The organism is Pseudodesulfovibrio cashew (genome assembly GCF_009762795.1).
In the GTDB taxonomy this organism is placed as follows: domain Bacteria; phylum Desulfobacterota; class Desulfovibrionia; order Desulfovibrionales; family Desulfovibrionaceae; genus Pseudodesulfovibrio; species Pseudodesulfovibrio cashew.
On sequence record NZ_CP046400.1, the window covers coordinates 1,774,553 to 1,794,840 of the forward strand.

Consider the following 20,288-nt stretch of genomic DNA (forward strand, 5'->3'; position numbering starts at 1 on the left):
GTTAGATCAGCTCGTTTTTCGTCAGGTACGCCAACAGCTTTCCGCCCTCCGGATGGTCCGGATTCAGGGCGAGGCAATGCTGGGCGGCATCGGCGCATCCGGCCCAGTCTTCCATGTCGAACAGGGCGCGGCCCAGATTGTACCAGAGGTTCTCGTCGTCCGAGGAGAGCTCCAGGGCGCGCCGGTAGTAGTCCACGGCCTGCTGAAGCATCTTTTCCCGGCGCAGGGCGATGCCGTACTCGTTGAACAGGTGCTTGTGCTCGTCGGCGAACGCGGCGTCGATCTTGACGATCCGGTCGAAGACCTCCTGCGCTTTTTCCTTTTCGTCGCGGGCCAGCAGGCAGAGGCCGATGCCGAAGTTGGCCCGGACATTGGCTTCGTCCAGGTCCAGGGCGTTGGCATACTCGAATTCGGCGGTGAAGGTTTCGTTGCGCTTGCGGAATTTGTCGCCCCGGGCCAGGGCCTTCTGCACCTTGCGCAGATTGCCCAGAACATCCTTGTAGAGCTGGGGCATGGGCAGATAGTCCTCCAGCAGCTCTTCCTTTGAGATGCGCTCGATAGGCCCGCAAGGCGTAAGCTTGTTATTGATGAGTTGCATTTCCACGGTGTCGTCCTCGACCTCCTTCACGTAGTAGAAGGCCTTGGCCTTGACCCGTTTGGCCGTGGTGCCGGTGCCGATCTTGGAGTGGCGTTCGATGCCGAAGACGCCTTCGATGGGGCCGCTGTCGTGGGGTGCGCTCATGATTTTCATACCGGTTCAGGTTGATGCGGGAAGCGTTTCGATCACGATACACGTGTTTGCGCTGTATGAGAAGCCTCGGCGTATTCGCTTATTCCTCGGGGAGAGGCAGCGTCCTGAGCAGGAGGTATCCCGCGATTCCCGCCAGTGTGGAGGTGGCCAGGATGGCCGTCTTGGCCGCGCCGAGCAGGGCTGCGTCGTTGCCGAAGGCAAGTGAGGCGATGAACAGCGACATGGTGAAGCCGATGCCGCCCAGAAGCCCCGCGCCCAGGAAATGCCGGAAGGTCATGCCGCCCGGCCAGCCACCTGAAAGCCGGGCCATGAGCCAGACCATCAGGACGATGCCGATGGGTTTGCCCAGGAACAGGCCCAGGCCCACGCCCTGGGCCACGGGAGAGGCTGCCAGCGCGCCGAAGCCGTTCTCCAGGGTGACGCCCGCATTGGCCAGGGCGAAGACGGGCATGATGGCGTAGTCCACCAGGGGGTGCATGGCGTGCTCAAGCCGCTGCAGTGGGGTCTGGGCACGGGAGGTCACGTGGCGCATGGCGAGCAGCGCGGAGTTCATGCCCGAATTGGAGAGCACTGTAGCCCCGGGTTCGACCGCCTCCTGGTATGATTCGAGGATGTTGCTGGCATTGAAATGGAAGGCCTCGGCGTCGCAGCGGGTTCGGGCCGGAATGGCGAAGGCCATGAGTACGCCCGCCACCGTGGAGTGGACTCCGGACTTCAGGATGGTCAGCCAGACCAGAATGCCCACCAGAGCGTAGAAGGCCGGAGCGCGGACCCCCATGCGGTTGCCCGCAAAGGCCAGGGCCAGCAGCCCGGCTGCGGTCAGGAGCATCCAGAGGGCCACATCCGAGGTATAGAACAGGGCGATGACCAGGACCGCGCCGATGTCGTCCACAATGGCCACGGCGGTCAGGAATATCTTGAGCTGGTAGGGCACGCGGTCGCCCAGTAGGGCAAGGATGCCCAGTGCGAAGGCGATATCCGTGGCCATGGGGATTCCCCAGCCGTGGGCGCCCGGCGTTGCGACGTTGACCGTCGCGTACAGCAGGGCGGGTACGGCCATGCCGCCCACCGCCGCCAGGATGGGCAGGATGGCCTGGCGCCGGGAGGAGAGTTCGCCGACCTTGAATTCCCGCTTTATCTCCAGGCCGACCACGAAGAAGAACATGGCCATGAGCCCGTCGTTGACCCATAGGAGCAGCGGTTTGGAGAGCTCCAGGGAGCCGTAGCCCATGGTGAGCTTGGTCTCCCAGACCAGGTGGTAGCTGTGGCTCCAGGGGGAGTTGGCCCAGATGAGCGCGGCCAGGGCGCTGAAGATCAGAAGCAGGCCACCGGTGGATTTGGATTTGAAGAACTCCTGGAAGGGGAGGAGAACCTGTTCGATGGGTTCAAGCCCGCAGGAGACAAAGTTTCGTATCGTCATGAGGTACTCCCGGAAAGCCGGGAATACCCCCGCTTTCGTCAGGTTCTGTGTTTATCGCCGGACAGGACCTCGTCGACGTCGTCGGCGAACAACGGCTTGTAGAATAGGAAACCTTGGACGTAACGGCAACCTTCCCGCTCAAGAAAGGCGAGTTGTTGAGGCGTTTCCACCCCTTCGGCCACGATTTTGAGGTCCAGGGACCGGCCCAGGGCGAAGACCGTGCGCACGATGGCCTGGCTGTCCAGGTTGTCGTCCACGTCGTTGATGAAGGAGCGGTCCAGCTTGACCACATCGATGGGGAAACGCTGGAGATAGGAGAGCGAGGAGTAGCCGGTGCCGAAATCGTCGATGCAGACGTTGGCCCCCAGATTCTTGATCTGCTTGAGGATGTCCTCGGCCACGGACGGGTTCTCCATGAGCGCGGACTCGGTTATCTCTATGTTCAGGCATTCAGGCGACAGGCCGGACGCCTCCAGGGCACGTGAAACCTGGCCGGGGAGGATAGCCTGGCCGAAGTGCTTGCCGGAGATGTTGATGTTCAGGGTCAACTCGTCGTTGCCGAACTGCTTCTGCCACAGGCGGACCTGCTCGCAGGCCTTGTTCAGCACGAGGTTGTCGATGGCGTAGATGAGGCCGGTGTCCTCGGCCAGGGGGATGAACCGGTCCGGGCTGATGGTCCCGTGCTCGGGATGGGGCCAGCGGATCAGGGCCTCGAAGCCGGATATATGCCGGGTCTCCAGCCTGACGATGGGCTGGTAGGCCAGCACGAATTCATCCAGGTCCACGGCGCGCCTGAGGTCCGTCTCCAGGGCCAGGAGCTTGAGGGCCTGGTCGTGCATCTTGCGGTTGAAGACCTTGAACATGGATTTGCCCAGTTCCTTGGCGCGGTACATGGCGGTGTCCGCGTCCCTGAGCAGGGCCTCGGGCCGATCGTACCCCTCGGTCTTGAGCACGATGCCCAGCGAGGCCGATGTGAAGACTTCGTGCCCTTGGATGGTAAAGGGCTGGCGCACTCCGTCAAGAATGCGTCGGGCGATGGTGATGGCATCCCTTGGCGCGGTGATCTCTTCCAGCAGGATGGCGAACTCGTCGCCACCGAACCGGGCCACGGTGTCCACGGAACGGGCGCAACTTTCCAGGACGCGCGCCACGCTGCGCAGCAGCTCGTCGCCGGTTTCATGGCCCAGGGAGTCATTGATGATCTTGAACCGATCCAGGTCCATGTAGAGGACCGCGAAGAGGTGCCTGCGGCGGCGTCCGCGCTCCATGGCCATGCGCAGGTGGTCGAGGAACAGGGCGCGGTTGGGCAGGCCGGTGAGCGGATCGTGGAAGGCCTGGCGCTTGAGCTGGTCCTCGGCCTTCTTGCGCAGGGTGATGTCCTCGGCCGAGCCCTCGTAGTGGTCCAGGATGCCGTCTTCGTCGAAGATGGCCCGGGCGTTTTCCGTTATCCAGATGATCCGGCCGTCCCGCCGCCTGATCTTGGAGACGAAGTCGATGACCTCGCCGTCCTTGGCGATGCGGCGCACGAACTCCTGCCGCCGTCCCGGTTCCATGTAGACCTGGGTGCCGATGTCGTAGACAGCCCCGGTGATCTCCTCGGGCGCATTGTAGCCCAGGATGCGGGCCAGAGCGGGGTTGGCGCTGAGAAAACGGCCCGAGGGCGAGGTCTGGTAGATGCCCTCCACCGCGTTTTCGAAAATGGTCCGGTATTTCTTTTCGGCCTTCTTGAGAGCCTCGCCGATGACGCGCCGTTCGGCGATTTCCACCTTGAGCTGGGAGTTGGTCCTGAGCAGTTCGCCGGTCCTCTCCTCAACGGTATTCTGGAGGGCGTCCCTGGCCTCTTCCAGTTCGCGGGTCTTTTGTCGAACGCGTTCTTCCAGACCGGAGACCAGTTCGGCGATGTGCCGGGCCATGGATTGCATGGCCCTGGCCAACTGGCCCACCTCGTCGCTGGAGTCGATCTCCGGCACGTTGGTGAAGTCCTTGGCCGCCACGCGCCGGGCGTAGTCGGTCAACTGCTGCAGGGGGCGCGAGATGCTCAGGAAAAAGAGCAGGGCCAGGCCGAGGCTTCCGGCCAGGAGCAACAGCGAGAGGAACTGCTGTTCGACCACGGCCTCGCGAATCTTCTTGTTGATGGCCGCGGAGTCCATCCCAATGTGGACGTACCCGGCCACCCCTTCCAGAATAGGTTCGACCACATGCAGGTGCGCGTCCTTACCGCTGCCCACCGTGTAGAGCTTTTTGCCGCTCTCGGGCAGGTTTTTCGGAATGGAGGCGGCCAGTTCCTTTACGGCCGGGGGCACGTTAGGGATGAAGGTGTGGGCGATAACCTCGCCCTTGCCGTTGGTGACCAGGACATAGGCCACGCCTTCGATGCTCCGGTACCGTTCGATGCGCGACTGGGTGCTTCCCGCGTCCCGCCGCAGGACGTCGACGATGTCGGAATCGGCCACGCTTTGCGCCAGGGCTATGGCCTTGGACTCGTATTCACTCGTCATTTCGCGCCGGAGGCGGTTGGCAAAGGTCAGGGAGGAGACCAGTGCGATGACTCCGAACATGATCACCATGAACAGAAGCGGCTTGAGAAAGAGTTTGGGAGCCTTCACTTGCGCCACCTCGCCCAGTTGAGCACAGGCAGAAACGCTCCGTCCCTGACCGTGGTGAAATAGATCTCGTGCAGGCCCTGGTGCCCGGAACCGAAGCTGACCGGTTCGCCTATGCCCAGATCAAACCCCCTGATGGAGGCGAGTGCCTCGGGGATCCTGCTTCGGTCCGGTTTGTCTCCCATGCGCCTGACCATTTCCACGAGCAGCATGGCGTTGAGAAAACCCTCGAAGCTGACATGGCTGAACCGTCTCGGGATATACTCCGGTCCGGATACCTCTGGCGTCTCCCTGTATTCCGCCATGAGCATGCGGTAGAGGCGGACCGTCCGGTATCCCGTGGCCTCGTAGCTGGGGACGACCTGGGTGTTGAGCAGCCTCGTGGTGTAATCCCTGTTCTTGCGCTGTCCCTCCGCGATAAGCAGATCCAGCATCTTGTCGCTGTCGTCGAAGGAGAGACCAGCCACGGGCAGGGTATGCCCTGCGTCTCGCAGGTCGCGGATGAATGCGGCCTGGGCGGCGTATGTCCCTGCGCAGATGATGGCGTCCGGCTCGGATTTCATGATCAGCCGGACCTCCTCGGTGAAATTCGAGTCCAGTTCCGCGCCTCGCGCATAGGCCGCATCGCTCGCCATTGGCAGGCCGTAGCCTTTCAGAGCGCGCCTCACTCCGTCCCATCCGGTCCTGCCGTAGGCGTCGTTCTGGTAGAAGACCGCGATACGCTTGCGGCCCGTTTCAATAAGCTTGTGCACCAGGCTGGCGGTTTCCTCGAAATAGGAGGGGCGGAGGTTGTATACATACTGGTAGTATGGCTGTGAACGCAGGGGCTGGGAGCCCGAGAGGGGGAAGAGCAGATAGAGGTCCCGGTTGTTGAATTTCTCCAGCAGGGGCAGGACGTAGGTGGTGGTGGGAGTGCCGACGTAGGAGAACAGGGCGAAGACGTCCTCCTCAGCGAAACGGAGCGTGTTGCGGAAGCTGGGGCTGGGGTTGTAGCCGTCGTTGGCGGGCATGATCTCGATCCTGCGCCCGTTCACGCCGCCATTGGCGTTGACGTGCTCCAGATAGGCCATGATCCCCCGATAGAACTCGATGCCGATTTCGCTGTTTGCCCCGGTGAAGGCCGCCGACATGCCGAAAACCAGCGGCGGTTCCTGTCCTGCATGCGCCGTGCCCGCCCTGATGGGCAGGGACACCAGAAGAAATGCCGCCAGCAGGACTGCGGCCTTGTTGGTTACTTTACCGGGATTTGGCACAGGGAATCAATGCCACTCATGGAGGGAAAGTGCAACCGGGCGAGCCGATATTCACGGAAAGATCAGGTATCGGCATTCCTGGGCGGAGCGTTTGGAGAGCAACACATTCATGGCGGCTCCTTCCTTTCTCGCCCTGTTTGAATTATGGGATGAGCAAGGAGAAATATATGTTCATGCGGATCCTCATCCCGTTTTTGTCCGTCGTCCTCGGCTGCGTTTTCGCGGTCGAGACTCTCGCCGCAGGGAACTCAACCCGGAAGGCGCGGTCCGGGACCGAACTCGTGTTCGATGAGGTTGCCTATGATTACGAACTGCGGCGCAACCTAGGCTATGCGGTTTCCGGTGGCGCGGACATCAACGAGTGTTTTCATGCGGCCCGGTCGATTGCGCCAGGGGACGGTGTCTCCTGGTTCAAGGCCTGGAATGAGCTGGCCGAGCGCCTTCGCGCCGATGCCGCCCACGCCCTGGCCGGGGACCACAGGATTTCGGCGCGCGAGGCGCTGTTGCGCGCCAGCAACTACTACCGTAGCGCCGCCTTTTTTCTGCACGGCGATCCGTCCGATCCGCGCATCGTGGAAACCGCGCGCCTCAGCCGCGAGACCTTCCGCCGGGCGGCCGCCCTCATGGACCGACCCGTGGAGGCGGTCGGCATCCCGTACGAGAACACCTCCTTGCCCGGCTATTTCTTGCAGCCGGACCGTTCCTCCAGCCCCAGGAAGACCTTGCTGCTGCAGACCGGGTTCGACGGTACGGGAGAGGAGCTCTACTTCACCTCCGTGTTTGCGCTGGACCGGGGGTACAACGTGCTCATCTTCGAAGGCCCGGGCCAGGGCGCGGCGCTCCTTGAACAGGGTCTGCATTTTCGCCGGGACTGGGAGAAGGTGGTCACTCCGGTGGTGGACTATGCCCTGAAACGGCCAGAGGTGGCCCCCGGAAAGGTGGCCCTCATGGGCCTGAGCATGGGCGGTTTCCTTGCACCCCGCGCCGCCGCCTTCGAGCATCGCCTGGCGGCCTGCGTGGCAAACCCCGGACAGCTCGATCTCTATGGTGCAAAACGGCCTTCACCCAAGGAGTGGGAGGAAATGCTCGCCGACCCGGCCGGGACCGACCGGGAGCTTCGCGCCCTCATGGCAAAAGACGTGGGCTTCCGCTGGTGGATCAATAACGGCATGTTCACCACCGGCGCGAAGACGCCGCTGGAGTTCATGAAGGTCTGGGGGGAGTTCTCCCTGGAGGGCGTGGTCGGAAATATCGCGTGCCCGACCCTGGTCATCGGCTCCGACGGCGATCACTTCCTGACCATGGACGATTCGCGCGCTCTCTACGACAGGCTCAAGTGCCCCAAAACATTTCTTGCCTTCCATGGACGCAACCAAGCCAACCGGCATTGTCAGGTGGGAGCCCTGGTCGCCGGGACGGCGCGGATTCTCGACTGGCTGGACGAGACCCTCAAATAGCGTCTTCGGCGGACGTTCAGCGGTCCTGCGTGCCTTTCGGGCCGTGGGCGCGCACGAACCACTGGATCTGGCGGCAGACGCCCATGAGCAGGTTGAACTCGTTACGCTTGAGGTTGATCTTGGAGAAGAAGCGGCGCACCGGGAGCATCCAGTAGTCGGGGTTGTCGTCCTTGAGAAAGTCGATGGCCAGCAGGGACTCCTGAAGGTTGGCGAAGAGCGCCTCCTGTTCCTGCACGGTGGTGGGGCGCTCTTCGGGCGGTCCGCCAGGCGTGAAGGGCTTGTCCAGAGCCTTCTTGAAGCACTCGTAGAGGACCACGACCACGGCCTGGGCCAGGTTCAGCGAGGTTCCCTCCCGGCTGGTGGGGATGGTCATCAGCCCCGAGCAGAGGCTGGTCTCCTCATTGGTCAGTCCCTTGTCCTCCGGGCCGAACACGATGGCCACCCGGCCTCCGGAGCGCAGTCGTTCATCGATCACGCCTGCCAGGGTGGACGGGGACATGATCCCCTTGCGCCAGCCGCCGGTGCGTGCCGTGGTGCCGAATACCGCCGTGAACCCCTCCAGGGCCTCGGGCAGGGTGTCCACGATGCGCGCCCCTTCAAGGACGTGCTTGGCGTGGGCCGTGGCCAGGGGACGGGCCTTGTCCAGGTCGAAATTCTGCGGGGCCACGAGGATGAGCTTGTCCACGCCCATGTTAAGGCAGGCGCGGGCGGCACTGCCCACGTTTTCCGGGAACTTGGGCCGGAACAGGACCACGGCGAGTTCGTCGAGCATTGTTTTCCTCCGAATGAAAGGGATGTCCGCTGTGCGGAAGCATGCCATGTAGCCGCAAGGCGCGGGCATGTCAAAAGGCGCGCGGCGGGGTTTGCGGCCGCGGAAGGGGTCAGTCCCCCTGCTGGGGGCGATAAAGGGCGGGCAGGTCGTCTCCGTTCAGAAGTTCTTTTTCGAACCGGGCGTAGGTCCCATCCTCGTGCATCATCCGCAACCCTTTGTTGAAGCGCTCGATGAGCTCCTTCCCGTTCGGCATTTCCCTGGAGATGATGAGGTGAAGCGCTCCCGAGTAAAGCGGCTTGGGGTCCCACTTGATCTTGGCCCGTTCCTCGGGCTTGAAGTGCATCAGGAGCAGATAGCGCCCGACGTTTTCCGAACAGGGGAAAATGTCGATGCGTCCCCTGGCGAGCTTGCGCAGGTTGGCCTCGTCCGAGGGGGCATATTCCAGACTGCCGCATTCGGCCCGGACCAAGGGCTCCAGGTCTTTCCCCTGGGCGTAGCCAAGGGTCGCGCCGATGGCCCAATGGCCGACGTCCTCGAGGGTATCCCAGTGAAAGTCGATGCCATGGCGGTAGAAGAAGATGGTGTTTTCGTTGAACACCGGATCACTGAAAAAGAAGAGTTTTTCCCGTTCGGGATTTTTGCGCCAGGCCAGCGAGCCAGTGTAGCGGCCGTGCAGGGCGCCCTCGAAGGAACGCTTCCAGGGAAGAAAGAAGTAGCTGGGGGTGATGCCGACCTTGCGGAACGCTTCCGTACAGACGCGAGGGCCAAAACCGAAATGCGGAAATTCCTCCGAAAAATAGGGCGGCCATTCGCCAATGCTCAGGCTCACCTTGTCCGCCGCCCACGTCGTTTGCGTGGTGCCGAGAAGCGCCAGACAGAGGAACAGGGTCAGCAGTTTTCTTATCATCCACAGTCTCCCGTCCTCTATCTATCAGAGCTATTGGAGAAGTCAATCCCGGCAATAGGCAGTCCCAGGCGCGGTGTTCGCAGTCTCTTTGCATGACAGCCGGTCCCAGTCTGGGCAGCGGGGAGAGCGGGAGAGGCGTGAAAAGGTGTTTGCGGAGGCCGGGACGGGCGGCGTAAAGCGCCGGAAAAACCGATTTACTGATCAGTCGGTCAAAAAAAGCAATGATATTGAAACGCTAATAAATTCAGGTAGTGGCGATAGGAGAATTGGAAAAATCCGTTGAAATGAATGGTAAAATGTGCGACAACATGCTACTGAATGGAGTAAACCTCCATTCGAGGTGGGTTTACCGTGCAGCGGATGCTGTGGGTAAATTAGTTGCGGTCCATATCAACCTTTTTGCGGTTCCTTAGGAGGAAGCATGAAACGTATTCTGATCCTGGTCTTGTCGCTCGCCGTCATCCTCGGCATGTCCGTCTCCGCGCAAGCCAAAAAACGCTACGTCTTCGGCGGTGGTCCCGCCGGTGGTACCTTCCAGACCGTGGCCAACGGCATTCAGGTCTTCGGCCCCATCAAGAACAATCCCAATTTCTCCGTCAAGGCCCAGTCCTCTGCCGGTTCCACCGAGAACCTGCGCACCACCAACGCCGGCCGCGTGGCCTTCTCCACCGTCTACGCCGGCGAGGTCTTCCTTGGCCGCAACGGCAAGCTGAAGAATGACCCCCGCAAGTACGAGAACGTGCTGGTGGTGGGCTACCTCTACGGCGCGCCCGCCCAGTTGGTCGTTCGCAAGGACTCCGGCATCACCTCCGCCAAGGACCTGGTCGGCAAGAAGGTCGGCGTGGGCAATGCCGGTTCCGGCGCCTTCGCCAACTGCGAACGCTTTTTCACCCACCTGGGTATCTGGGACAAGATCGAGCGTAACGCCATGGGTTACAACGACGCGGCCCAGGCCTTCGGCAACGAGCAGTTGGACGCCTTCTGGCTGCTGACCGCCTACCCCTCCGGCGCGGTGATCATGGCCGCCCAGACCAACGACATCGCCCTGGTCAACGTGGGCAAGGACGCCGAGGACTTCGGTTACTTCGCCGAGTATCCCTACTTCGGCAAGCTGACCATCCCCGCCGGCGTCTACCGCGGCGTGGACACGCCCACCCCCTCCTTCTTCGACTCCGCCCTGCTGGTGGCCAACGCCAAGATTCCGGCCGAGCACGTCTATGAGCTGCTCTCCGCGGTCTGGTCCGACGAGGGCCTGGCGCACATGGTCGGCCAGAAGAAGACCTTCAAGGCCATGTCCGTTGCCGACGGTCTCAAGGGTGTGAACCCCGAGGCCACTCCGCTGCACCCGGGCGCCATCAAGTTCTGGACGGAAAAGGGTATCCTCAAGTAGGCCGACTCAATCAGCAAACCATATCGGGCGGGCCGCATGGCCCGCCCGCTCCAGGCGTTGCGCGGTGGCGGTCCGCGTGCAAGGCGCACCGGTCCCTTTCCGCATGCGGACTCGTCCCCCGGTCCGGGTCCCGTTCCCAATGGCGGAACGGGTCTTTGCCCCGGCACGGGAGTGGCGAGGGTGAGCGATCTTTCTAAGCACCGTCCGACAAGGGCGGACATGAGCATGAAATGTACGACAAGTTAAATAAAATCGAGCAATTTCTTTTCGACTTCCTGTCGGTGGGCATGGTCCTGTTCTATTCCTGGTCCGCCATTTTCGAGCCTGCGGCAACGCAGTTTCACCGGGGCGTCTACGTCATCATCACCTATATTCTGATATTCCTGATCTACAAGTCCAAGGGCATCTTCCGCCTGTTGGACTACGCGCTCATGGCAGCATCTGTTGTCACGGTGGGATACTGGATCATGAACTTCGAGGCCATCAACTACCGGATGGGCATCGAGACCGAACTGGACCAGTGGATGGCCATGGTCGGCGTGCTCATCGGCGTGGAGCTGGCCCGGCGCGTGGTCGGCAATGTTTTTGTCATCATCGGCGTGGCCATGCTGCTCTTCGGCATGTACGGGGCGCACATGCCGGACCTCATCGCCCATGCGGGCGCGACCTTCCCGGAGCTGTGTACCTCCATCTTCTACCGCTCCGACGGCGTGTTCGGCATCATGGCCAACGTCCTCGCCACCTACATCATCCTGTTCGTGCTCTTCGGCGCGTTTCTGGAACGGTGCGGGGCGCAACGGTTCTTCATCGATTTCCCGCTGGCGGCAGTTGGGCATAAGGTCGGCGGCCCGGCCAAGGTTTCGGTCATCGCCTCCGGCCTGTTCGGCTCCATCTCGGGTTCGGCCATCGCCAACACCGTGTCCACCGGCACCTTCACCATCCCGATGATGAAGAAGGCAGGCTTCAAGCCCCATGTGGCGGGCGGCATCGAGCCCGCAGCCTCCATCGGCGGCATGTTCATGCCCCCGATCATGGGCGCGGGCGGGTTCATCATGGCCGAAATGACCGGCCTGCCGTACTCGCACATCATGCTGGTGGCGGTCTTCCCGGCCATCATGTACTTCTTCTCGGTCTTCGTCATGGTTCACTACGAGGCCAAGAAGAACAACGTCGTGGGCGAACGCTACAAGTACTCGGCCAAGGAAATCTTCCGCAAGGAGTGGCTCTACACGCTGCCGCTCATCGGCATCACCGTGTTCATGCTCGCGGGCTACTCCCCAGGCTATTCGGCCATTGTCGGCCTGGCCATCTGCATCGGCCTCTCCTTCAAGGACGAGGGCAACTACATCGATCCGACCCTGCTCTGCATCATGACTTTCATGGTGCTGTGTCCGTGGCTGATCAAGCTGATCGGCCATGTGGGCGGCAAGGGGGCCGCGGACGCGATTCGTCCGTTCCTGTCCGGGCGCATCCTGCTGCTCTACGGCCTTATCGCCGCCGCAGCGCTTTACGCCTACCGACGGCAGACCGTGAGCGGCATGAAGTCCGAGCTCGGCCAGTTCGTCAAGGCCGCGCGCGAGGGCACCATCAACTCGCTCAAGATCGGCGCGACCGTGGGCGTCATCGGCATCATCATCGGCGTGCTCACGTACTCCGGCCTGGTGCTGACCTTCGCCGACATCGTCATCGAACTGGCCCACGGCTCCCTGGTCGCCACCATCCTGCTCATCGCGTTGGCATCCCTGGTGCTGGGCATGGGCGTGCCGGTCACGGCCGCCTATCTGATCACCGCCGTGGTCGCGGTCCCGGCCCTCACCCACCTGGGCGTCAACGAGGTGGCCGCGCACATGATCGTCTACTGGCTCTCCCAGGATTCGAACATCACGCCGCCGGTCTGCATCGCGGCCTTTGCCGGAGCGACCATCGCCGGAGCAAACATGTGGCGGACGGCGTTCACGTCCTTCAAGTTCGCCAAGTTCCTGTACCTGGCGCCGTTCCTGTTCGCCTACATTCCGGCCTTCACCCTGGAGGCCCCGCCCATGCAGATCGCCATGTGGTTCGCCATCATCGCGGTCTGCGTCTTTACATACGCATGGTTCCTGTCCGGCATCTGGTTCGCTCCTTTGAAGCGGATGTTCGGCGGCGCGCCCGCGTAGACGTTTCAGACACAAGTGACCCAAAGGGAGCCGGTTTTCCGGCTCCCTTTTTTCATGGCCCATCGAAGCTCTAGGGAGTGGCACGCCGCGTCCAACCTCTTGAATTGATTGGGCGCTCAACCAAGCCTGTTGGTCGGCATGGGCCTGATTGGCGGAAAGCCTTGGCGTACAAGGATAAAATATGCTTGACGGAAAAGGAAATTCCCCCTTACGAACAGGGTTCCGACTATTGCGGTCCATTACTATACCATTACGGAGGCCCGAGCATGGCACTGTTCACTAAAGAAGAGGCGTTGAAGTATCATTCCGACAAGCGCAAGGGTAAGCTGGAGGTCATCTCCATCAAGCCGTGCGACAACCAGAAGCACCTGTCCATGGCCTACAGCCCGGGCGTGGCCGAGGCCTGCCGCGAAGTCGCCGCCGACCCGGAGACGGTCTACGAGTACACCAACAAGGGCAACCTCGTGGCCGTGGTCTCCAACGGCACCGCCGTGCTCGGCCTGGGCAACATCGGCCCCATGGCTGGCAAGCCGGTCATGGAGGGCAAGGGTGTCCTCTTCAAGATTTTTTCCGACATCGACGTCTACGATCTGAACATCGACGCCAAGACCCCTGACGAGGTGGTCTCCTTCTGCAAGATGCTTGAGCCCACCTTCGGCGGCATCAACCTGGAAGACATCAAGGCCCCCGAGTGCTTCGAGATCGAAACCCGCCTCAAGGCAGAGATGGGCATCCCGGTTTTCCATGACGATCAGCACGGCACGGCCATCATCTCCGCCGCGGGCATCATCAACGCCCTGGAGATCTCCGGCAAGAAGATCGAGGACATAAAGATCGTTGTCTCCGGCGCGGGCGCGGCGGCCATCGCCTGCTCCAACCTCTACGTGCACATGGGCGTGAAGAAGGAGAACATCTACATGTTCGACTCTCGCGGCCTGATCCACGCCGGTCGCGAAGGCCTCAACGAGTTCAAGCAGAAATACGCCCAGGCCGAGGACGCCGGTTCCCTGGCCGACTGCATGGTTGGCGCGGACATGTTCCTGGGTCTGTCCGTCAAGGACGCCATCAATCAGGACATGGTCAAGACCATGGCCGAGAACGCCATCATCTTCGCCTGCGCCAACCCCGACCCCGAGATCCCGTACCCGGACGTCAAGGAAGTTCGCCCGGACATCATCATGGGCACGGGCCGTTCCGACTTCCCCAACCAGGTCAACAACGTGCTCGGCTTCCCCTTCATCTTCCGCGGCGCCCTGGACTGCCGCGCCACGGCCATCAACGAGGAAATGAAGATCGCTGCGGCCGAGGCCCTGGCCAAGCTGGCCAAGGAGCCGGTGGCTCAGGACATCTGCGACGCCTACGGCGTGGACAAGCTCGACTACGGCATCGACTACATCATCCCCAAGCCCCTGGATCCGCGCGTCCTGACCTGGCTGGCCCCGGCTGTCGCCAAGGCCGCCATGGACACCGGCGTGGCCAAGGTCCAGCTCGACCTCGACCAGTACGCCAAGGACCTGGAAGCGCGCATGGCCGCCTCCAAGGCCCGCACCAAGGGCGTGGTCGACTCCTTCGGCTTCGACATCTAGAGCCGTACATAGAATGACATAACAAGGCCCCGCTCCGAACTCGGAGTGGGGCCTTTTTGAGTGGCGACATAGTTGATTTCCTGAACGACAAAAAGAATCAGAATGCCTAATCTCGCACCGTCGGTGCGAAAAAGGGGATGCAAGGGCGCTAGTCCTTGCCCGCCGGAGGCGGCAAATCTGCAGGACAGCGGGTTTTGACGTTGCGGCCTCCGCAACGCCCTGAAAGGGTGAGCCTCAGGACGAGGCGAATCAGATCACCTGGCAATCGCCGTCGAAAGGCGGTTCAACTTCCGTTTTTCCCGCCTCAAGCCCGCCGTTGCGCCTCGGCCCATTGTCCTCTATGCTTCCGAAAAAACCATCGCAGGAATATCATGAAACGCATCCTTACCCTTGTCGCCGTCCTGGCCATGCTCATGCTGGCCCAGGGCTGCAAGTCCTCTCCCGCAGAGCTTTTGGACCTGTCCACCGGGCCGGAATACGTGGGAGACTATCTTGAAGTTTCGGACGTGCTGCGCATCGGCCACGCCCTGGACACGGCAGAGACCCGCCAGCCGGTCCAGTGGGAGAACCCGGCCACGGGCTACCAGTGCTCCATGATGGTCTTCAATTCCGATGCGGCCATGGGCACGGCCACGCGCACTTTCACGGTGCTGACCATCGCCCCGGACGGTAATGCCGAGGTCCTCAACCTCTCGGGCAAGTCCTCGACCAGGAACGTCTGGAACATCGTAGCCCTGAAGCCCGCCTCGCCCGTGGGCAAGGCCAGCCGCATGACCCTGGCCGCCTCGCCAGTGCCCGAAGCCTCCCTGACCGGCAAGATCTTCAACGGTTTCATGGTGCAGGAGTAAGGCGGCGTGGACGATCCCCGGCGCGACGCCATCCGGCAATTGGCCGAACAGAACGGCCTGGACCCCGCCGAACTGGAGGCCGCGCTTCTTTCGGGTGACATTCCCGAGCCGCTCCTGCGGGCCATGGAGGCCGTGCTCGGCGACATCGAGCTCTTTGCCGAAGCCGTGACGAAAGCGGACCGATAGCCCTTTGCGCCGGGCTCGCCGGGCGGTGCGATCAGACAGTATCCTTGTTTACGATTTCGCACCCCAGTTCGGGCACGGAGAGGTTGTTGCAGATGTGCGCGCCCAGGCCCGCTCCCGCCTCGCTGAACACGTTGAGCGAAGTGTCCACGCCTGCCTCCCGCAGAATTTCGATCTCGTCGTCGTATTGGGCCACGGCCGCCAGCTTGCCCGTGAACCCCATTTCCTGCGTTTTTTCCGCCACGTACAGCTGCGCTTCCAGGCTGGGGACAGCCAGGACGATCAGTTTTACCTCGCTGTCGCGCTCGGGCAGCTTGCGCCAGAAGTCCGGGTTGGTCACGTCGGCCAGGGCCGCCTGGCGTCCCGCCTCCAGGTGGCGGTCCACGGTCTCGGCGTTGAAGTCGAGGCCCAGGGCCACGGGGCCGAATTTGTTTGTGAAGTAGTCATAGGCCCCGGTGCCGATCCGGCCCATGCCCATGATGACAATGCGCCACCTTCCGGCCTCGAAGGGCTCCTCGTCAGGGTGACGTTCGACCGTCTCCAGCCGCTTGAGCGCGTCGCCAGTCCTGTCAAAGAGCGCGTCGCCCTGGCGGTTGAAGGGCGCGGCCAGGATAAAGGACAGGGACAGGGCCACGGCCAGCACCAGGAGCCACTCCCTGGGGAGCCAGCCCGAGGCCACGGCCAGGCCGCCGACGATCAGGCCGAACTCCGAGTAGTTCGCCAGGTTGAGGGCGGTGATGAACGCGGTCCGCGCCCGCAGCCGGAAGCGTGTGAAGAGCAGCAGGAAGAGCCCGGCCTTGAGCGGCAGGACGGCCACCAGGAGCAGGGCCGCCCAGAGGATGTCCAGGGACGGCAGGCCGGACAGGCCTATGTTCAGGAAGAATCCTACCAGCAGGACGTCCTTGATGTTCAGCAGGGAGTCGGCCAGGTCTCTCGCCTGGTCGTGTCCGGCCAGGAGCATGCCCATGATGAGCGCGCCCAGGTCGGCCTTGAGTCCCACCAGGTCGAAACCGTAGGCCCCGGCCACCATGGCCAGGAAGAATCCGAACAGGACCTGGAGCTCGCCGTGCCCTATGCGGTCCAGCATGCGCAGGAAAATGAGCCTGGCCAGGGGCAGCCCCGCGAGCATGGCCAGGGCCCAGACCGAGGGGACTTTGCCCGTGGAAAATGCCAGAAAAAGGACGGCGGCGATGTCCTGCACGATGAGCACGCCGATGGCCGTTCGTCCGTTCAGGGACCCGGCCCTGCCGCTTTCCTCAAGTATCTTCACCGCGAAGACGGTGGAGGAAAAGCTCAGGGTGAAGGCGAGCAGCAGGGCGGTGGTGGGCGTGAGGTCTGCGAACAGCCCGAGTCCTGCGGCGGCCAGTCCGGCCAGCCCCAGGGTGAAGACGCTCACGGTTATGAGCATGTGCAGGCTGGCCCCGGCCCAGACCTCCGGTTTGAACAGGGTCTTGAGCTTCAGCTTGAGGCCGATGGAAAAAAGCAGGACTGTGACACCGACGTCCGCGACCTCCCGCATCACCGGCCCGGAGGTGTAGCCCTGGGCGGAGAGGGCGAACCCGGCGGCAAGGTAGCCCACCAGCGGCGGCAGACCGATTCGGTTTGCCAGGTAGCCGAGCCCGAAGGCGAGGAAGATGATCAGTGGGTCCATGGCTATTCCCCGTTTTCTTCCCGGGTCCGCACCACGCCCCGGGTGATAATGCCGACCATGAGCGCGAACATGATGTAGCTGGTCAGGCTCTGGAAGATGAGCAGGAGCTTGGCGTCCCAGGTCCTGGGCACCAGGTCGCCGTATCCGAGGGTGGTCATGCTCACCACCGTGAAGTAGAGGGCGTTGAGAAATATTTCGCCGCTGTTGGTCAGGAAGCCGAAGGGGGCCTCCATGCCGAGCAGCAGGTGGATGACCTCCAGGGTGGCGTTGACCAGGGTGAAGCCGGCCAGCATGGTCAGGTAGATGCGCAGCAGCTCGATGACCTCCTCCCAGGTGGCCGAGTTGCCCGGCCTGAGCAGCACCACGATCGTGTGGGTGAAGGCGCGCAGGTGCCAGGCCAGGATGGAGAGCACGCCCAGGGTCAGGGGAATGAGACCTTCCCTGTGCAATCCGAGCAGGACCATGACGATGCCGCAGAGGAAGCCGGTAGCCATGCCGTAGCTGATTTTTCTTGATGACGCAGGCTTGCGGGACACCGCGCCAACCCGCCGGAGGTGGCGGTTGTAGAGACCGTGGAAGCCCAGGACGGCGACGCCCACCAGCAGGCCGTTGGCCAGGGCGAACAGGAAATCAGCGGTTACGAACCGATCGTCCGTCAGCGCGGCCGCCACATCGTGCGGAAAGAGGGCGTTGCCCAGATAGAGCAGGGCGACCCCGGCGAAGAAGCAGGGGACGAAGTGCGTGTAGAGCACGTTTTTGAATGTCGTCTTATCGGATGGCATGGCTGTTCTCCCAACAATACGGGATATTGGCACAGAAGCGGGGTGGGGTGCAACGAAAAGCGGACGTCCGGGACGGATACTTGTGGACTTGCTCCTGAGGCGATCTTTTTGTCGGTTTTTTTAGAGTTTTTCTAGAGAGATGGCGTGGGGTCGATTCGGCTCCGGGCAGGGCCTCCGCCCTTGACTATATTGTGAATCTGGCTTAACAAACCTCCTCTTTGCCCGCGCTGGACGGTTTAATTGCGCTTGGAGACCGATAGATTTTAGGGAGATAGGACACTTGTTCGAAAGCCTGCAAGATAGACTCGGAAACGCCTTTCAAAAATTCAAGGGCCAGAAGCAACTCACCGAAGACAATGTCAAGGAAGGGTTGCGTGAGGTCCGTTTGGCGTTGCTCGAGGCGGACGTCAACTTCAAGGTCGTCAAACAGTTCGTCGACCAGGTGAAGGAGCGGGCTCTCGGGGAAGAGGTCATGAAGGGCCTGGACCCGAGCCAGCAGATCGTCAAGGTCGTCAACGACGAACTGGTCGAGCTCCTCGGCGGCGAGCAGCAGGGCGTGGACGTCAAGGCCAGGCCGCTCAAGCTGATGATGGTCGGCCTTCAGGGTTCGGGTAAGACCACCAGCTCCGGCAAGCTGGCGCTCTACCTGCGCAAGAATCACGGCAAGAAGCCCTACCTGGTGCCTGCCGACGTCTACCGTCCGGCGGCCATCGACCAGTTGACCACCCTGGCCCGGCAGTTGGATGTGCCGGTCTACCCGTCCACCACGGACATGAATCCGGTGGACATCTGCAAGGACGCGCTGGTCAAGGCCGAGGAACAGGGCTGCGACCTGGTGCTCTTCGACACCGCGGGCCGTCTGCACATCGACGAGAAGTTGATGGACGAGCTGGAGAACATCAAGAAGGAATGCTCTCCGCAGGAAATTTTGTTCGTGGCCGACGCCATGACCGGTCAGGACGCCGTCACCGTTGCCGAGGCCTTCAACGAGAAGCTCGACATCTCCGGTGTGGTCCTGACCAAGATGGATGGCGACGCCCGTGGCGGCGCGGCCCTGTCCATCAAGTCCGTGACCGGCAAGTCGGTCAAGTTCGTCGGTGTGGGCGAGAAGCTCTCCGAGCTGGAGCTCTTCCACCCGGACCGCATCGCCAGCCGCATCCTCGGCATGGGCGACATGATGACCCTCATCGAGAAGGCGCAGTCCGAGATCGACGAGGACGAGGCCAAGGCCATGGCCGAAAAGATGGCCAAGGCGGAGTTCGACTTCGAGGACTTCCGCAGCCACATGCGCAAGATCAAGAAGCTTGGCAGCATGGAAGGGTTGCTCAAGATGATTCCCGGCATGGGCAACATCATGAAGCAGATGGGCCAGGATGCCCTGCCCGAGGACGAGATGAAGCGCACCGAGGCGATCATCAGCTCCATGACCATGAAGGAGCGTCGCCAGCCCAAGCTCATCAATCAGAGCCGCAAGGAGCGCATCGCCAAGGGCTCCGGCGTCAAGGTGGCCGACGTCAATGCGCTCATCAAGAATTTCAATCAGATGAGCAAGGTCATGCAGGCCATGATGGGCGGTGGCAAGTCCAAGAAGCAGAAGGGCCTGATGAACAAGCTCAAGGGGCTGGCCGGTGGCGGCATGCCCGATATGAGCGCCCTGGGCGGCATGGAAGGCATGGGCAACATGCCCGGGATGCCGGGAATGCCTGGGATGCCTGGGATGCCGGGCATGGGCGAGGAAGAGGGCGGCAAGCGCTCTCTCTCCAAGAAGACCCTCAAGGCGCGCAAGAAAAAGAAGCTGAACAAGAAGAACAAGAAAAAGAAAAAGAAGTAGTGGAGTGAAGGTCGGACCGGGAGCCGGAAAAAACAGAACCGGACACCGATCTTTGTACAGATATCAACTTGCCAAGTAGTAGGCAAAAACGTATTAAATCATTATTGGGAGTATAAGCACAATGGCTATGAAAATCAGACTGACTCGTATGGGTTCCAAAAAGCGTCCCTTCTACCGCGTCGTGGCTCTCGACAGCGCCACCCGCCGCGATGGACGCCCCGTTGAGTACCTCGGCCACTACAATCCGATGGTCGAACCCAACGACATCCAGCTCGACATGGAAAAGATCGAGAAATGGCTGGCACAAGGTGCCGAGCCCAGCAACACTGTTCGTTCCCTGCTGAAGAAGGCCGGCAAGTAAGCACTGTGCTTTCGTAAGTCCGGTACTCAATTTGGCAGCTCAAGTTCACGGCGCGAGACGACGCGCCGATAGCGGAGGTAGACGTCATGCTGAAAGAGATGATTGAGTACATTGCCAAGTCCCTGGTGGACAACCCGGATGAAGTGCATGTGTCTGAAGTCGAAGGCGAACAGACCTCGGTGATCGAACTGAAGGTTGCGAAAGAGGACCTCGGAAAGGTGATCGGCAAGCAGGGCCGTACGGCGCGCGCCATGCGCACTCTGCTTGGAGCCGCCTCCACCAAGGCCCGCAAGCGCTCCGTTCTGGAGATTCTCGAGTAGCGGCTCCCGACCGGGAG

The 20,288-nt window shown here is 61.9% G+C and carries 17 protein-coding genes; 9 read left to right on the forward strand and 8 right to left on the reverse strand.

The window, feature by feature from the left end:
- Position 1: 1 nt before the first annotated feature.
- From GM415_RS07955 to GM415_RS07970, 4 genes are all read right to left on the reverse strand, one after another.
- Positions 2–742, reverse strand: a complete 741-nt coding sequence (locus tag GM415_RS07955) for a tetratricopeptide repeat protein (protein WP_158947287.1) — start codon at positions 740–742, stop codon at positions 2–4.
- A gap of 88 nt (positions 743–830) precedes the next feature.
- Positions 831–2,171 carry a Na+/H+ antiporter NhaA gene (nhaA, locus tag GM415_RS07960; protein WP_158947288.1) on the reverse strand — a complete coding sequence of 447 codons (1,341 nt, stop codon included), beginning with the start codon at positions 2,169–2,171 and terminating at the stop codon, positions 831–833.
- 38 nt (positions 2,172–2,209) lie between these two features.
- Entirely contained in the window at positions 2,210–4,777 is a 2,568-nt protein-coding gene (locus tag GM415_RS07965; protein ID WP_158947289.1) for an EAL domain-containing protein, read from the reverse strand.
- Complete coding sequence (locus tag GM415_RS07970) at positions 4,774–6,027, reverse strand: ABC transporter substrate-binding protein (RefSeq protein WP_242012407.1); 1,254 nt, start codon at positions 6,025–6,027, stop codon at positions 4,774–4,776. The genes GM415_RS07965 and GM415_RS07970 overlap by 4 nt, the downstream gene beginning before the upstream one ends.
- Before the next feature lie 167 nt (positions 6,028–6,194).
- Here GM415_RS07970 and GM415_RS07975 point away from each other — a divergent pair, with 167 nt between their 5' ends.
- Positions 6,195–7,484 (forward strand): alpha/beta hydrolase family protein, encoded by a 1,290-nt coding sequence (locus GM415_RS07975; RefSeq protein ID WP_199244344.1) that lies wholly within the window; start codon positions 6,195–6,197, stop codon positions 7,482–7,484.
- Positions 7,485–7,500: 16 nt separating this feature from the next.
- Here GM415_RS07975 and GM415_RS07980 read toward each other — a convergent pair whose 3' ends face one another.
- Together GM415_RS07980 and GM415_RS07985 are read right to left on the reverse strand one after the other, a co-directional pair.
- Complete coding sequence (locus tag GM415_RS07980) at positions 7,501–8,256, reverse strand: RNA methyltransferase (RefSeq protein WP_158947290.1); 756 nt, start codon at positions 8,254–8,256, stop codon at positions 7,501–7,503.
- A 109-nt stretch (positions 8,257–8,365) separates the two neighbouring features.
- Positions 8,366–9,163: a substrate-binding periplasmic protein gene (locus tag GM415_RS07985; RefSeq protein WP_158947291.1), complete on the reverse strand. Its 798-nt coding sequence runs from the start codon at positions 9,161–9,163 to the stop codon at positions 8,366–8,368.
- A gap of 421 nt (positions 9,164–9,584) precedes the next feature.
- Between GM415_RS07985 and GM415_RS07990 the strand changes: the two genes are divergently transcribed.
- The 5 genes from GM415_RS07990 to GM415_RS08010 all read left to right on the forward strand — a co-directional run bounded on the left by GM415_RS07990 (position 9,585) and on the right by GM415_RS08010 (position 15,329).
- The gene (locus tag GM415_RS07990; protein ID WP_158947292.1) at positions 9,585–10,553 is read left to right on the forward strand and encodes a TAXI family TRAP transporter solute-binding subunit; all 969 of its coding nucleotides are present in this window, start codon (positions 9,585–9,587) and stop codon (positions 10,551–10,553) included.
- Between the two features lie 230 nt (positions 10,554–10,783).
- Complete coding sequence (locus GM415_RS07995; RefSeq protein ID WP_158947293.1) at positions 10,784–12,709, forward strand: TRAP transporter permease; 1,926 nt, start codon at positions 10,784–10,786, stop codon at positions 12,707–12,709.
- 266 nt (positions 12,710–12,975) lie between these two features.
- Positions 12,976–14,295, forward strand: coding sequence for a malic enzyme-like NAD(P)-binding protein (locus GM415_RS08000; RefSeq protein WP_158947294.1), 1,320 nt, complete (start codon positions 12,976–12,978; stop codon positions 14,293–14,295).
- A gap of 371 nt (positions 14,296–14,666) precedes the next feature.
- Positions 14,667–15,143 (forward strand): hypothetical protein, encoded by a 477-nt coding sequence (locus GM415_RS08005; protein WP_158947295.1) that lies wholly within the window; start codon positions 14,667–14,669, stop codon positions 15,141–15,143.
- Positions 15,144–15,149: 6 nt separating this feature from the next.
- On the forward strand, positions 15,150–15,329 hold the full coding sequence (locus GM415_RS08010) for a hypothetical protein (RefSeq protein ID WP_158947296.1): 180 nt from the start codon (positions 15,150–15,152) through the stop codon (positions 15,327–15,329).
- Between the two features lie 31 nt (positions 15,330–15,360).
- Here GM415_RS08010 and GM415_RS08015 read toward each other — a convergent pair whose 3' ends face one another.
- Entirely contained in the window at positions 15,361–16,977 is a 1,617-nt protein-coding gene (locus GM415_RS08015; RefSeq protein WP_158947297.1) for a cation:proton antiporter domain-containing protein, read from the reverse strand.
- Positions 16,978–16,979: 2 nt separating this feature from the next.
- Positions 16,980–17,759: a potassium channel family protein gene (locus GM415_RS08020; protein WP_158947298.1), complete on the reverse strand. Its 780-nt coding sequence runs from the start codon at positions 17,757–17,759 to the stop codon at positions 16,980–16,982.
- 280 nt (positions 17,760–18,039) lie between these two features.
- On the opposite strand from GM415_RS08020, the gene ffh reads away from it, so the two are divergent.
- The 3 genes from ffh (at position 18,040) to GM415_RS08035 (ending at position 20,271) form a co-directional block, all read left to right on the forward strand.
- Positions 18,040–19,590 (forward strand): signal recognition particle protein, encoded by a 1,551-nt coding sequence (gene ffh / locus GM415_RS08025; RefSeq protein ID WP_158947299.1) that lies wholly within the window; start codon positions 18,040–18,042, stop codon positions 19,588–19,590.
- A 121-nt stretch (positions 19,591–19,711) separates the two neighbouring features.
- On the forward strand, positions 19,712–19,951 hold the full coding sequence (gene rpsP, locus GM415_RS08030) for a 30S ribosomal protein S16 (RefSeq protein WP_158947300.1): 240 nt from the start codon (positions 19,712–19,714) through the stop codon (positions 19,949–19,951).
- A gap of 86 nt (positions 19,952–20,037) precedes the next feature.
- Positions 20,038–20,271 carry a KH domain-containing protein gene (locus tag GM415_RS08035; RefSeq protein ID WP_015414977.1) on the forward strand — a complete coding sequence of 78 codons (234 nt, stop codon included), beginning with the start codon at positions 20,038–20,040 and terminating at the stop codon, positions 20,269–20,271.
- Positions 20,272–20,288: the final 17 nt, after the last annotated feature.

Excerpts from the sequence above, each read along its gene's own strand:
- GM415_RS07955 (WP_158947287.1), bottom strand. The coding sequence starts at position 742 with ATGAGCGCACCCCACGACAGCGGCCCCATCGAAGGCGTCTTCGGCATC.
- nhaA (WP_158947288.1), bottom strand. The coding sequence starts at position 2,171 with ATGACGATACGAAACTTTGTCTCCTGCGGGCTTGAACCCATCGAACAG.
- GM415_RS07975 (WP_199244344.1), top strand. The coding sequence starts at position 6,195 with ATGTTCATGCGGATCCTCATCCCGTTTTTGTCCGTCGTCCTCGGCTGC.
- GM415_RS07980 (WP_158947290.1), bottom strand. The coding sequence starts at position 8,256 with ATGCTCGACGAACTCGCCGTGGTCCTGTTCCGGCCCAAGTTCCCGGAA.
- GM415_RS07985 (WP_158947291.1), bottom strand. The coding sequence starts at position 9,163 with ATGATAAGAAAACTGCTGACCCTGTTCCTCTGTCTGGCGCTTCTCGGC.
- GM415_RS07990 (WP_158947292.1), top strand. The coding sequence starts at position 9,585 with ATGAAACGTATTCTGATCCTGGTCTTGTCGCTCGCCGTCATCCTCGGC.
- GM415_RS07995 (WP_158947293.1), top strand. The coding sequence starts at position 10,784 with ATGTACGACAAGTTAAATAAAATCGAGCAATTTCTTTTCGACTTCCTG.
- GM415_RS08000 (WP_158947294.1), top strand. The coding sequence starts at position 12,976 with ATGGCACTGTTCACTAAAGAAGAGGCGTTGAAGTATCATTCCGACAAG.
- GM415_RS08005 (WP_158947295.1), top strand. The coding sequence starts at position 14,667 with ATGAAACGCATCCTTACCCTTGTCGCCGTCCTGGCCATGCTCATGCTG.
- GM415_RS08015 (WP_158947297.1), bottom strand. The coding sequence starts at position 16,977 with ATGGACCCACTGATCATCTTCCTCGCCTTCGGGCTCGGCTACCTGGCA.
- GM415_RS08020 (WP_158947298.1), bottom strand. The coding sequence starts at position 17,759 with ATGCCATCCGATAAGACGACATTCAAAAACGTGCTCTACACGCACTTC.
- rpsP (WP_158947300.1), top strand. The coding sequence starts at position 19,712 with ATGGCTATGAAAATCAGACTGACTCGTATGGGTTCCAAAAAGCGTCCC.
- GM415_RS08035 (WP_015414977.1), top strand. The coding sequence starts at position 20,038 with ATGCTGAAAGAGATGATTGAGTACATTGCCAAGTCCCTGGTGGACAAC.